The 12,897-nt window shown below is 58.7% G+C and carries 7 protein-coding genes and 4 pseudogenes; 10 read left to right on the top strand and 1 reads right to left on the bottom strand.

Annotated features, from left to right (window positions below; translation table 11 throughout):
- The first annotated feature begins 163 nt into the window (after positions 1-163).
- The 8 genes and pseudogenes from nifA to ABIF91_RS21930 form a co-directional block, all read left to right on the top strand.
- On the top strand, positions 164-1,912 hold the full coding sequence (gene nifA, locus ABIF91_RS21895) for a nif-specific transcriptional activator NifA (RefSeq protein ID WP_028152566.1): 1,749 nt from the start codon (positions 164-166) through the stop codon (positions 1,910-1,912).
- A gap of 517 nt (positions 1,913-2,429) precedes the next feature.
- A complete protein-coding gene (locus ABIF91_RS21900) occupies positions 2,430-3,296 on the top strand; it encodes an electron transfer flavoprotein subunit beta/FixA family protein (protein ID WP_028181712.1) in 867 nt (288 codons plus the stop codon).
- Positions 3,297-4,507: 1,211 nt separating this feature from the next.
- Positions 4,508-5,659, top strand: a complete 1,152-nt coding sequence (locus ABIF91_RS21905; protein ID WP_424579385.1) for a GFA family protein — start codon at positions 4,508-4,510, stop codon at positions 5,657-5,659.
- Positions 5,644-6,321 carry a 2OG-Fe(II) oxygenase gene (locus ABIF91_RS21910; protein WP_014497804.1) on the top strand — a complete coding sequence of 226 codons (678 nt, stop codon included), beginning with the start codon at positions 5,644-5,646 and terminating at the stop codon, positions 6,319-6,321. Before ABIF91_RS21905 ends, ABIF91_RS21910 begins: the two co-directional genes overlap by 16 nt.
- A 227-nt stretch (positions 6,322-6,548) precedes the next feature.
- Positions 6,549-7,166 (top strand): annotated as a pseudogene (locus ABIF91_RS21915) (transposase); the annotation flags it as partial.
- A 76-nt stretch (positions 7,167-7,242) separates the two neighbouring features.
- Positions 7,243-7,464 (top strand): annotated as a pseudogene (locus ABIF91_RS21920) (IS21 family transposase); the annotation flags it as partial.
- 88 nt (positions 7,465-7,552) lie between these two features.
- A protein-coding gene (locus ABIF91_RS21925; RefSeq protein WP_129557670.1) for an IS3-like element ISRj2 family transposase occupies positions 7,553-8,682 on the top strand; the annotation gives its coding sequence in 2 pieces (ribosomal slippage) (positions 7,553-7,805 and positions 7,805-8,682; 1,131 coding nt in all).
- Positions 8,683-8,789: 107 nt separating this feature from the next.
- Positions 8,790-8,975, top strand: a pseudogene (locus ABIF91_RS21930) (IS256 family transposase); the annotation flags it as partial.
- 1,393 nt (positions 8,976-10,368) lie between these two features.
- Here ABIF91_RS21930 and ABIF91_RS21935 read toward each other — a convergent pair.
- On the bottom strand, positions 10,369-10,713 hold the full coding sequence (locus ABIF91_RS21935; RefSeq protein WP_354269217.1) for a peptide ligase PGM1-related protein: 345 nt from the start codon (positions 10,711-10,713) through the stop codon (positions 10,369-10,371).
- Positions 10,714-11,050: 337 nt separating this feature from the next.
- Between ABIF91_RS21935 and ABIF91_RS21940 the strand changes: the two genes are divergently transcribed.
- Together ABIF91_RS21940 and istB are read left to right on the top strand one after the other, a co-directional pair.
- Positions 11,051-12,180 (top strand): IS3-like element ISRj2 family transposase gene (locus tag ABIF91_RS21940; protein WP_129557670.1). Its coding sequence is split into 2 segments (ribosomal slippage): positions 11,051-11,303 and positions 11,303-12,180, totalling 1,131 coding nucleotides; the frame shifts between segments, so codons are not numbered across the junction.
- 140 nt (positions 12,181-12,320) lie between these two features.
- Positions 12,321-12,896 (top strand): annotated as a pseudogene (istB, locus tag ABIF91_RS21945) (IS21-like element ISFK1 family helper ATPase IstB); the annotation flags it as partial.
- Position 12,897 lies beyond the last annotated feature (1 nt).

Raw genomic sequence — 12,897 nt, forward strand, 5'->3', positions numbered from 1 at the left:
ATCGAAGGCACACGGCAAGTTTACTGTCGTGCCATGAAAAAGTGTCACGGTTCGATGTCATCGCGTCAACACTTGGCGCTAGATCGAGAGTGACATGCAAAACGAACCTCGCCAATCCGGACATGGGTCCAGGGAGGATGATCAAGGAAACGGAGACAGGCTTATGCTGCATATCCCCTCCTCGAGCGAAAGACCTGCCTCGCAGCCGGAACCGGAGCGTGCCCCCCCGGGGGAGCCGTCGCATGAGAGCGCGCTGGCCGGCATCTACGAAATATCGAAAATACTAAATGCTCCCGGCCGGCTCGAAGTCACCTTGGCCAACGTTCTCGGTCTTCTGCAATCGTTTGTGCAGATGCGACACGGCCTCGTCTCGCTGTTCAACGATGACGGCGTTCCAGAACTTACAGTTGGCGCCGGCTGGAGCGAAGGCACTGACGAACGTTACCGGACGTGCGTGCCGCAGAAAGCAATCCACGAGATCGTAGCGACAGGCAGGTCTCTTATGGTCGAGAATGTAGCCGCCGAGACGGCCTTCAGCGCTGCCGACCGGGAGGTTCTCGGCGCCTCTGATAGTATACCGGTAGCGTTCATCGGGGTCCCGATTCGCGTTGATTCGACGGTCGTTGGTACGCTGACGATCGACCGTATCCCGGAAGGCAGTTCAAGTCTTCTCGAGTACGATGCGCGGCTGCTCGCCATGGTCGCGAACGTGATAGGACAAACGATCAAGTTACATCGCTTGTTCGCCGGCGATCGCGAACAATCGTTGGTGGACAAGGACCGGCTAGAGAAACAGACAGTTGATCGTGGGCCGCCCGCTCGCGAGCGCAAGCAGCTTCAGGCACACGGGATCATTGGCGACAGCCCGGCGCTGAGCGCACTGCTTGAGAAGATTGTCGTTGTAGCCAGATCAAACAGCACGGTTCTGCTGCGTGGCGAATCCGGTACCGGGAAGGAGCTGGTAGCCAAGGCCATTCACGAGTCGTCCGTTCGTGCTAAGCGGCCGTTCGTTAAGCTGAATTGCGCGGCGCTCCCCGAGACGGTCCTGGAATCGGAATTGTTTGGCCATGAGAAAGGTGCCTTTACCGGTGCTGTCAGCGCCCGCAAGGGGCGCTTCGAGCTTGCTGACAAAGGGACGCTATTTCTTGACGAGATCGGAGAGATCTCACCTCCGTTCCAGGCGAAGTTGCTGCGAGTTCTGCAAGAGCAGGAGTTCGAGCGCGTCGGCAGCAATCACACGATTAAAGTCGATGTTCGGGTGATAGCTGCGACCAACAGGAACCTTGAAGAGGCTGTGGCAAGGAGCGAATTCCGCGCGGACCTCTACTATCGTATTAGCGTAGTTCCCTTGTTGTTGCCGCCGCTTCGCGAAAGACGCAGTGATATTCCGCTGCTCGCAAGAGAGTTCCTCAGAAAGTTTAACAGCGAGAACGGCCGCTCTCTTACTCTGGAGGCGAGTGCGATCGATGTACTGATGAGCTGTAAATTTCCGGGAAATGTCCGCGAACTCGAGAACTGCATCGAGCGGACCGCGACACTCAGTGCCGGATCATCGATTGTAAGAAGTGACTTTGCATGCAGCCAAGGCCAATGCCTTTCCACGACGCTTTGGAAAAGCACATCGTATGGCAAGACAGACCCGGCGGCACCGATGCAACCGGTGCCTGCAAAGTCCATCATCCCGCTGGCTGAAACGGCCCCTCCGCCGCAGGCTGTCTGCGAACCGGGCTCATTGGCACCTTCCGGCACAGTTCTCGTTAGTGGTGCGAGAATGGCTGATCGCGAGCGGGTCGTTGCGGCTATGGAAAAGTCTGGCTGGGTGCAGGCCAAGGCAGCGCGCCTACTCGGGCTAACCCCGCGCCAAGTCGGCTACGCGCTGAGGAAATACGGAATCGAGATAAAGCGGTTCTGAGCGCCCCGCATCGGCCTGGACTGATTCCGCCAAATCGATAAGTGAAGACGGTCCGCGTAGTTAATCTAGCAATCTGAGGGGAATGGACCGCCGGGGGCGTCGGCTTGCCGCGACCCCGAGAAGGGCTCAACTATTCAGCGACAGATGGGGCGGAGAGCCTCACTTGCGAGTCGCACAATCGCGAACCGCCGGTTGCTCGAAATGCAAAGAGCTATGATCCTTATCTCAATCAAGCCGGATTGGCGAACGCAATGCTTAATGACCATCGACCGGTCCGGGCCTGCAGGGGATTAGCGGCAGTCAATCCGCAAGCAGTCCCGCCGCCACTTGCCAGCGTGGTGCTGCGAAACAGCGCTGTCCGAGCCTGCTTTGTGCCGGCATCCCTTTCAGGAAGCGCGGGGTAGAGAGGGCGCACTACCCGGTCTTAAGCCTTGTGACAGCGAGCGGTCCCAAGCGGCGGGGATGGTACAACACTTGCTGTTCTCTTCCCAGCTGACGTAACTTTAGGAGCAACACCTTGCATAATATTGTCTGCATCAAGCAAGTTCCGGACTCGGCGCAGATCCGCGTGCACCCCGTGACCAATACAATCATGCGTCAGGGAGTGCCGACCATCATCAACCCGTATGACCTATTCGCGCTCGAGGCCGCGCTGGGGCTGCGCGATCGGTTCGGTGGCGAAATTACCGTGCTTACCATGGGGCCGCCATCGGCAGAGGAGTCGTTGCGAAAGGCGCTGACTTATGGTGCTGATCGCGCCGTCCTACTTACTGATCGCTGCTTTGCGGGCTCGGATACGCTGGCCACTACGTATGCGCTTGCAACAGCGATCCGGAAAATTGGCAAGGCATATGGTCCGGCAAACCTCATCTTCACGGGAAAGCAGACCATCGACGGCGATACAGCGCAGGTTGGTCCTGGCATCGCGAAGCGACTGGGCGTAGGGCAGCTAACTTACGTTGCGAAGGTCAGATCCGTGGACGTCGCCAATGAAACAATTGAAGCGGAGCGGCGCTCGGAAGGCGGTGTGCAGGTTCTGCACACTAGGTTGCCCTGCCTCATCACCATGCTTGAGGCGACGAATCAGATTCGGCGAGGCGCGATGGCGGATGCCTTGCGTGCCGCGCGAGCCAAAATCGTGAAATGGAGCGCGCAAGATGCAGGTGTCGAAGACATCTCCAAATGTGGGCTCAAGGGCTCGCCGACTGTCGTCAAACGTGTGTTCGCTCCCCCTGCGCGGGCCGAGAGGGCGGCGCTGGTTGAGTCCGCCGAGCAGCCGGCGCAGGCGCTAATAGACGCAATCTTCTTGAATCAACCGAAGCTCGAAACCGATCTGGCGACACTTGCTCGTGACGCCCGATCTGGACTGTCCGGGCAATGTTAGCAACGCGCTCCAAGAAATGTATCAACGCTCGCACCCGAGTCGATGAGAGCGCAACATGTCGTTGTGCAACGCGGTAAGCTACCATAAGAGTTTGCTATGCCATCCGTCGATCTCGCCATCGGCTGAGGCCGCATGTTCCGTAGAGCACGTTATCGCTACGATCGAGTCCGGAGCCGCCCAGGATTGCCGGGGCACGGCCAAACAGGCCTGCGCATATTTCAGATCTTCCGTTTTGTCGTGTTCGACCGTGGAAGACCATTGCTTCCTCCGTACCGGTCGCGAGCAAAGACGGAATACGTCAGCAACCCGGGTCACCATGCTAGCGCTGCCGTCTGCACGTCCAAAGCCCTGTCGCTGGCTTTAAGGAGCAAAGCCAACCTATGCGGCGCCTTTGAAGCAATCCGCCAATTCAGCAGCCGTGTGTATGTGAACAGCCGCTGTTTCGTTCCTGACGGCGGTGCGCAGCCTCTCAAGTGCTATGCACTTGCTATGAGGATAGGTCACAAGTGTTATACCAGCTTCTTCGGAATCTGACGGAGCAAATTCAAGAGTTGGCATGATGGTTGCTGTTAGCCAGTAAAAATTAAGAGGGGGTAACCGCGAATGCGAAGAACAGGCGAGCGGCATGCCACGAACGACCTGAGGCCCTGTGAGGTCGGTAGGCACGAATTGGATTTTACAATGCTGTACCAAGTTGACAGCGGTTCGATGAAATGGCGGCAGCAGCAACCGCGAGGGCTTCATTCATTTGCTCAGGCAGCCAAAGCTGCACCGCGCGACTAGGCGTGTCATTCGCGCATGCGGCATTAGCATCAGAATGGCATGCGCGGCGAAGTATCCAAGACGATTCTCCGCGCGCATGCTCGCCGTGGCTGCCATTGCGGCATCGGATTGCTGCTGGACTGGAAGCCAACCGGATCCTCGCCGCTCCCTCAATGAACGAAGTCCCTTCGATGCGCATGACCAGGACAGAGAAGACCGCAATCTGCCGTGGCCAGGAGAACGACGAAAGTTTGCGTGAAAGGTGAACGCAACATTAGGCCCTTTGAAGCCAATGAACTCAGCGCGGTCAATAGTCGGCCCGGACATGAAGGTAGCTTCGTCAAGGACCGTTTCGCTTCTCATCTGCAGGGAGTCAAATGATATCTCAAGCGTCTCGATTTGCACCGGATCAGCCTCCGAAGTTATCCTGCGAGTACTTGACTGAGCGAGTGCGAGCCTTGTTCGGCCCGCATCCGTTCGCCTCCCAGATGTCCGGAGACCAGGTCGCCAGCCTGCTGCCTGAATACCTAGCGATGTCACAGGCGTTCCCGTACCTGCAGGCAGGGTCGCAAAGGGACCTCATATTCGATGCAATGCATCAAAATCGGGACATTGGGAGGGACATTGAACTGACCAGCGTGGTCGCGAATTTTATCTGCTGGGATGAGACCGGTGGCCATGGCGGGATTCTCCGGGGCGGCAAGGCGGCGTTGCCCGATATTCTTTTGACAGAAAACCTTCACTCCAACCTCTTGAGAAAGGATGCTGCACGACTACTCGGCAGAGCGATAAGGCCCAACTATAGCGACAGGACGAAGCAGTACCTGCATTCTCTCTATGCCGGATTGTCATCGAAAGACCCCCTGGTTCGTTGCGCCTACATGGTCGCCTTTGAGCTCCATGCTGCAGACATGATCCAGTCGCTGTGGACCACTCTGGTCAAAACCTTCAAGGCGCGGCCGGACGATCTTGAGTATTTTCGCGGCCATGTCGGCGGAGAAGATTCCGCGGAGAAGTACCACGGAGAAATGACAGGCCGGCTGATTGGTGAACTTGTGCAGCCTGGCCTTAATGATCGCTTTTTGAATGAATTCGGCCGAGCCTATCGGCTCAGCGTCCAGTGGTGTCGCGATCTGCTCGGAACGGCGGCGCGTACGGGAGATGATCACTCCGAGATGCAACATCATGGCCGTTGTCATTGCGGCGCTATCAAATTCTACGTCAATGCACCTCGAGAGCTCTCTGCAGTTCGATGCAATTGCTCAATTTGTCAAATGTCTGGATTTGTCCACTTGCTCGTACCTGGCGATAAGCTGCGCATCGAGTGCGGCGAAGAGTTCCTCACGACATACCAGTTCAACAAGAATATTGCGCGGCACACGTTTTGCCGGCTTTGTGGCGTAAAGCCATTCTATAGGCCGAGGTCGAATCCCTCCGGGTACAGCGTAAATATCCGATGTCTGGATAGAAAGACCATCGAGCACTTAAGAATATCTGAGTTCGATGGCGCGCATTGGGAGCAAGCATTCCTGTCAATGCAGCAGGACCCGGAGTCATGCTTCGAAGATCAAAGGAGTGAGCTCGAATGGCGCGCGCAATGAAAGATAAATCCTGTCTTCTTTCAGAAGAAGTCCTGACAAAGTACCGGATTGAGCTGCTAGTAAAGGGGTCCGTCGTAATCGCCCCGCAAATGTTATTCACTCAAGACGACATAGCCAGGATCGATCAGCTGCAGGCTGAGATTCCGGAAGAAGAAGTGCGGGAGGGAGATGCGGGCGACTTGCACAGCGTCTTTGTCCAGCGCGTGAGGGTAGACCCGCCCGGCCACGCGCCTAGCAACGTGAGTGGTACTGCTTCGGGTCAGATCATGGAGCTGCTCGAAAGTAGAGATCGCAGCTTCGCGCTAAGAAAGATCTTCGGAGCATCCGCAGATTACGTGGTTCGCCGATGCCAGATGCATCGTATGCCGCCGGGGTCCTTTATCGGCATTCATTTGGATGCGGCGAGTGATCCGGATTTCGAGTACTCGGTGATTGTGCAGCTAGCGAGAGACTTCGACGGCGGTGAATTCGTGGTATATCCAACCGGGTACGAACAACACGTATTCCGGCCGCCATTTGGCGCTGTGCTTGTCACAACCTGTAAGGTCCGGCATGAGGTAAAGCCGGTATCAAGCGGGGAGCGCCGATCCCTCGTATACTTCTGTTCAAAACGCAGCGGCGTGAACCGCCGGATCATCGAGGGTTCTAACGCTCGGCCCTAGCGTGCCGCGCCTGGTATGGGTCTCTGCAAATCGTGGGCTGAGCGAGCTCTCCGGGGAATTGATGGCTTTCCCATCTTGCGGGTCCTTCGTGAGGTCCGACACGAGTCTGGTCGCAAGCGATGGCTTACATGAGCTATGGCGGAATCTGGGTGATGACGGTGTGAGGAAGGCGGCGTATCGAGGCGGGTGACGAGCCTGCCAGAACCTCTCGAGGAGAGCGATACGCCATGACCGAGACTACCAATGTTCTTGCTTTCCGTCAGCCGTCCGCGGTTGATGATCCACTGACCGATATCGTTCGAGCCGGCGCGCGGGACCTGCTTGCCAGGGCGATCGAGATCGAGGTTGGCGCGTTTCTGGCCAGCACGGCCAATCTGACGCTGCCCGACGGTCGAGCGCGCCTGGTCCGACATGGGCACGGTCCGGTGCGCGAGATTGCGACCGGCATCGGTCCGGTGGAGGTCGCTCGTCCCAAGGTCCGCGACCGCGGAGCGAGCGGGCCAGGCGACCGCCTCCGCTTCAGTTCGGCAATCCTGCCGCTATGGGCGCGGCGGACGAAGAGCCTGGATGCCTTGATCCCGGTCCTCTATTTGCGCGGCATCTCGACCGGCGACTTCCAGGAGGCGCTCTCGGCGCTGCTCGGCAAGGATGCGCCGAACCTGTCGCCTTCGGTGATCGCCGGCCTGAAGGCCGATTGGCAGGTCGAGTACGAACGCTGGCAGAGACGCGATCTGTCGGCGCGTCGCTATGTCTACATCTGGGCCGATGGCGTGTACCTGCAGGCCCGCATGGAAGATCACAGCGAATGCATGCTCCCCGTGGGTCGGTCAAAATCCCCCGGGTATGGTCACTTGAAACTCCCCCACCTGATGATCGCCGTCAGCGCCGCTGAACAGCAGTAGCCGGTCAGGCAGGACGTTTATGTTCGACCCCTTTAGCCAGCAAGGGGCCGGGGAGTTGAACGTCTTGAAGCGACATCTGCAAAGCACCGTACTTACATTACTTGATCGCAACACCAGCCAGCGCGAGATTCACCGGCTGACGGGTGTCGATCGCAAGACGATCCGGCGTTATCAGGCGCTGCGGGCCGGTGCGGAGGCAAATTCCCCCGGGGAAGTGACCACCGGCTCGGTGAGCGCGGACAGAGCTGGCCCCGCAAATTCGGACAGTAGCTTGAGTGGATTTTCTGCCTGACAGCGGCGAGGATTCTTGCTGCGAATCAGGAGCGAAGATGACGAAGAAGAGCCGCCGGACGCATTCTCCGGCATTCAAGGCGAAGGTTGCTTTGGCTGCGGTCAAAGGCGACAAGACACTGGCGGAGCTGGCGCAACTGTTTGATGTTCATCCGAACCAGATCACGATCTGGAAAAACCAGCTCCTGGAAGGCGCCGCCGGCGTGTTTGGGCATGACAAGACATCGGCCGAGACGCCGGTCGATTTGAAGGCGTTACATGCCAAGATCGGCGAGCTGGCGTTGGAAAACGATTTTTTGTCCGGCGCGCTCACCAAGGCGGGCCTGCTGAGCGCAAAGCGATGATCGACCGCGATCATGATCTTTCTATCGTGCGCCAGGCGAAGGTCCTGAAGCTGGCTCGCAGCACGGTCTACTATGAACCTCGGCCAGTTTCGGCCGAGGACCTTGCCTTGATGCGTCGGCTCGATGAGCTGCATCTCGATTATCCCTTCGCGGGAGCGCGTATGCTGCGATCGTTGCTGCGGCGGGAGGGCGTATACGCCGGTCGCCGCCACATCGCGACGCTGATGAAGCGCATGGGGATCGAGGCGGTCTATCGTCGCCCGAACACGAGCAAGCCGGCTCCGGGTCACAAGATCTACCCGTACCTGTTGCGCGGATTGAAGATCGAGCGGCCCGACCATGCGTGGGCAATGGACATCACCTACATTCCGATGCGGCGTGGCTTCGTCTATCTCGCGGCGGTCGTCGATGTGTTCAGCCGACGGGTCCTGGCCCATCGCGTCTCGATCACAATGGAGGCGGCCTTCTGCGTCGAAGCGGTCCAGGAGGCGTTGGCGAAGCACGGCAGGCCCGAGATTTTCAACACGGATCAGGGCAGCCAGTTCACCAGCCTCGAGTTCACCGATGTGCTGCTGGACGCGAAGATCGCCATCAGCATGGACGGCAAGGGCGCCTGGCGCGACAACGTGTTTGTCGAGCGGCTCTGGCGCACGGTCAAATACGAAGAAGTTTATCTCCGCGCCTACGACAGCGTGTCCGAGGCGCGAGCGTCAATTGCCAAGTATCTGGCCTTCTACAATCAGGGACGCCCTCACTCGAGCCTTGACGGGCGCACGCCCGACGAGGCTTACTTCGGCACGCAAGCTATGGTGATGGCCGCATGACCGTCGCCGACGGTTTTGTCGTCGCTCTGGTCGGGCTACGCCCTCCCGACGCAACGACAAAACCGTAAAGCCCCGCGTTCAGCATAACCCGGCAGGAATCCACTTAAATCCAGCGGGGCGCTGTCCAAACAACCGGGGCCAGCTCTAAGCTGATGGTGTTCAAGCTCATCGACGCCGCATCGAAGACCTGGCGGCGATTGAAGAGCACGAACCAGTTGCCGAAAGTCATCGCCGGTGTAAAGTTCATCGACGGAATCGAAGTCATTCCGAACACTGAAAGCCACGCCGCCTGATCAGGCCGCGTCACCCAAAATCAGCCATAGCTCGCTTACATTGATCGTACGCGTCCGGTGACGGCCCCTAGTTGGGCGTCTTGAGCGGATGGCCGACCTCGCTCATGGGGCATGAGCGACGTTCTGAGGTTACCAATTCCGGGCGTGAGTTCGTGGACGCGCTTGGCGAGATGATCCAGCAGGCAGGCCAGCACAAGCCTGTGGATCTAGGGCTTGGCTGTGGCGATGAAGTGATCGCTTTGGTCGTGTCATTGTTACTCCAAGCTCTGCGCCCCGATCCGGGCCTTTTCCTCGCCCGTCCATCGTCGGCGACGATCCCAGTGATCACCTCGACGCGACGATCACCTTGCTACTGGCTCGAGCATGGTATTTGCCATCGTTCCTCCTCCACGGATCCGCTCATGCCGAGCTGTATCGCGGGCGCCGAAAGGGGAGCGGTTGGGGCCTCACGCCGTTACAATGGGCCGAATATTTCCACCACAATCACCACAATCACGAGGAGAGTGGTCGCAAAGGCCATGATGACCATTCCGCTGCCCGCAGGTAGGAGGCTGAGAGGCGAGGCGATAGGATTGCAGATCGACGGCATCACACGGGGCGGGAGATTGAGCCTCTCAGTGCTATCGAAGATATAGCTAGTCGGGCGTCGGGACTCACGGACCACACATCCAAAGCTGGGTTGCATCCCCGCGGAATTGTCAGCCAGCTGGTCCCGACCGGGGTTGTCCGGCGGCTGCCCGGGAACGAGCGGCGTTTGGCTGTAGTAGGGACCACCATGCTTGGAGCTCGGTGCCACCTCGCGCAGAGCAGTCTGCCTGACAAATGCGGAACTTGCGCCAGCGGCCACATTCATGGCTTTTGCAACTCCAGATGCAAGCAGAATCAAAGCCAAGTCGAACAAGATCAATCGGATCAGCCTCATTGGGGCTCCGAAGATAGCTGCTGCGGCCGCGTTCTTTGCGGCAACTCTCCTGCTCCTATGCAGCAATTTACGTGCCGGCAAAGTGCGGTCTTTTGGGGCCGCTTATTTCATAGTGAAACTCGCATAAACCCAAGCCAGCGAGTGCAATCGCCCATCGTATTGTCGAGTTTCAACGTAGGCGTCGCAAATCGGCCAAGCAGGACGTGCAATGCGATTAGCTTTTGGGGTCGGCAACTGCGCTGGCAGCCTTACGCCATGACGCTCGTCGCTGTACAAGCTTCGGCGCACCGCTGGTCTCGTCCGGGCCGAACAAGAGCACTCTCATAGGGCCACCATTCATCGTCCGACCAAAGCTTGCTCGGTGATTGGGGCACCTTCGTCGCCACGTGAAGGAAGGGAGGCGCGCGTTCCCGGTGCGCGATGGTGTATCCCAGGCTTCGAAGCGATGAATTGAGCGGCTGACGATGTTTGCTACGACTTCAATAGTCGGTGTTGCTGATCGTGGGCCGCGGGCCTGTTCGGCGCAATCACAACGCACTCCACAGTGCCAGCCTTTTCATCGGCAGCAAGCGGGATCACGCCCTCCTTACGTGTGTGGTCGAATATAAGTCCATCCTTGACGAGACGATCATGCGCCGCCCGGAAGGATGCTGATCGCACATTTCTCACAGATAAAATAACGTTACAGCCGAAATAGTCGACGCCTAGCAGCCGGACGGCAATGTTGTGTAACACCGAGCCGCCACCCCAGCGGCCGTTCGCTTCATTGAACAGCAACCGCCCGTCTTGTGCGAAAATGGCGTCGATGTTGATCATTCCGCGATACCCCAGGTCTCGCGCGAGTGCCACAAAACGGTAGGCATGGGCCTGGGCAGCTAACAATTGCTCGTCCTCCAAGTCGCTTGGAAGCTCAAGTCCCGTCCAGATCAGAGCTCTTTCGGATCGGTCTGCGCTTTTACGCAGACGTATGCTTCCACTATTGACAAAAGCGATTGATGCATCATCCTGGATTGTATACTCGAGATAGAATAAAGATCGGGCCAAGTGGTACGATTCCACGACCAGAGAGCTGGCCCCGCAAATTCGGACAGTAGCTTGAGTGGATTTTCTGCCTGACAGCGGCGAGGATTCTTGCTGCGAATCAGGAGCGAAGATGACGAAGAAGAGCCGCCGGACGCATTCTCCGGCATTCAAGGCGAAGGTTGCTTTGGCTGCGGTCAAAGGCGACAAGACACTGGCGGAGCTGGCGCAACTGTTTGATGTTCATCCGAACCAGATCACGATCTGGAAAAACCAGCTCCTGGAAGGCGCCGCCGGCGTGTTTGGGCATGACAAGACATCGGCCGAGACGCCGGTCGATTTGAAGGCGTTACATGCCAAGATCGGCGAGCTGGCGTTGGAAAACGATTTTTTGTCCGGCGCGCTCACCAAGGCGGGCCTGCTGAGCGCAAAGCGATGATCGACCGCGATCATGATCTTTCTATCGTGCGCCAGGCGAAGGTCCTGAAGCTGGCTCGCAGCACGGTCTACTATGAACCTCGGCCAGTTTCGGCCGAGGACCTTGCCTTGATGCGTCGGCTCGATGAGCTGCATCTCGATTATCCCTTCGCGGGAGCGCGTATGCTGCGATCGTTGCTGCGGCGGGAGGGCGTATACGCCGGTCGCCGCCACATCGCGACGCTGATGAAGCGCATGGGGATCGAGGCGGTCTATCGTCGCCCGAACACGAGCAAGCCGGCTCCGGGTCACAAGATCTACCCGTACCTGTTGCGCGGATTGAAGATCGAGCGGCCCGACCATGCGTGGGCAATGGACATCACCTACATTCCGATGCGGCGTGGCTTCGTCTATCTCGCGGCGGTCGTCGATGTGTTCAGCCGACGGGTCCTGGCCCATCGCGTCTCGATCACAATGGAGGCGGCCTTCTGCGTCGAAGCGGTCCAGGAGGCGTTGGCGAAGCACGGCAGGCCCGAGATTTTCAACACGGATCAGGGCAGCCAGTTCACCAGCCTCGAGTTCACCGATGTGCTGCTGGACGCGAAGATCGCCATCAGCATGGACGGCAAGGGCGCCTGGCGCGACAACGTGTTTGTCGAGCGGCTCTGGCGCACGGTCAAATACGAAGAAGTTTATCTCCGCGCCTACGACAGCGTGTCCGAGGCGCGAGCGTCAATTGCCAAGTATCTGGCCTTCTACAATCAGGGACGCCCTCACTCGAGCCTTGACGGGCGCACGCCCGACGAGGCTTACTTCGGCACGCAAGCTATGGTGATGGCCGCATGACCGTCGCCGACGGTTTTGTCGTCGCTCTGGTCGGGCTACGCCCTCCCGACGCAACGACAAAACCGTAAAGCCCCGCGTTCAGCATAACCCGGCAGGAATCCACTTAAATCCAGCGGGGCGCTGTCCAAACAACCGGGGCCAGCTCTCTGCGCCAGACTGCTTGCGTCGAGGACGTCGATCTGCGCACCCCGCGGGGCATCGACCGCGCCGTTTTCGCCAAACTCGTCGAAGGTCGCTGGATCGATCGCCACGAGAATTTGCTCGTCACCGGGGCAACCGGCCTGGGCAAAAGTTGGTTAGCCTGCGCGCTCGGCCACAAGGCCTGCCGCGACAACCGATCAGTCCTCTATCATCGCGTTCCAAGGCTGTTCGAGGCGCTCGCGCTCGCGCGCGGAGACGGACGTTACGCCCGGCTCCTCAAAAGCCTCGGCCGCGCTCAGCTTCTGATTTTGGATGATTGGGGACTATCGGTGCTCACCGCCGCGGAACGCCGCGATCTGCTCGAAATCCTCGAGGACCGCCATGGCCGCGCATCCACCATCGTCACAAGTCAGCTCCCCGTGGACACCTGGCATGGAGCCATTGGGGACCCCACGGTCGCCGACGCCATTCTCGATCGCCTCGTCCACAACGCCCACCGCCTCCAGCTCACCGGAGAAAGCATGCGAAAACGCAGCGCCAAAACCATCACCCTTGACGGCCAACCAGAACACTGAC

Source organism: Bradyrhizobium sp. USDA 241, from assembly GCF_049739505.1.
GTDB lineage: Bacteria > Pseudomonadota > Alphaproteobacteria > Rhizobiales > Xanthobacteraceae > Bradyrhizobium > Bradyrhizobium liaoningense.

Coding starts and splice junctions, on each gene's coding strand:
- ABIF91_RS21910 (WP_014497804.1), top strand. CDS start 5,644: ATGGCGCGCGCAATGAAAGATAAATCCTGTCTTCTTTCAGAAGAAGTC.
- ABIF91_RS21935 (WP_354269217.1), bottom strand. CDS start 10,713: ATGATCAACATCGACGCCATTTTCGCACAAGACGGGCGGTTGCTGTTC.
- nifA (WP_028152566.1), top strand. CDS start 164: ATGCTGCATATCCCCTCCTCGAGCGAAAGACCTGCCTCGCAGCCGGAA.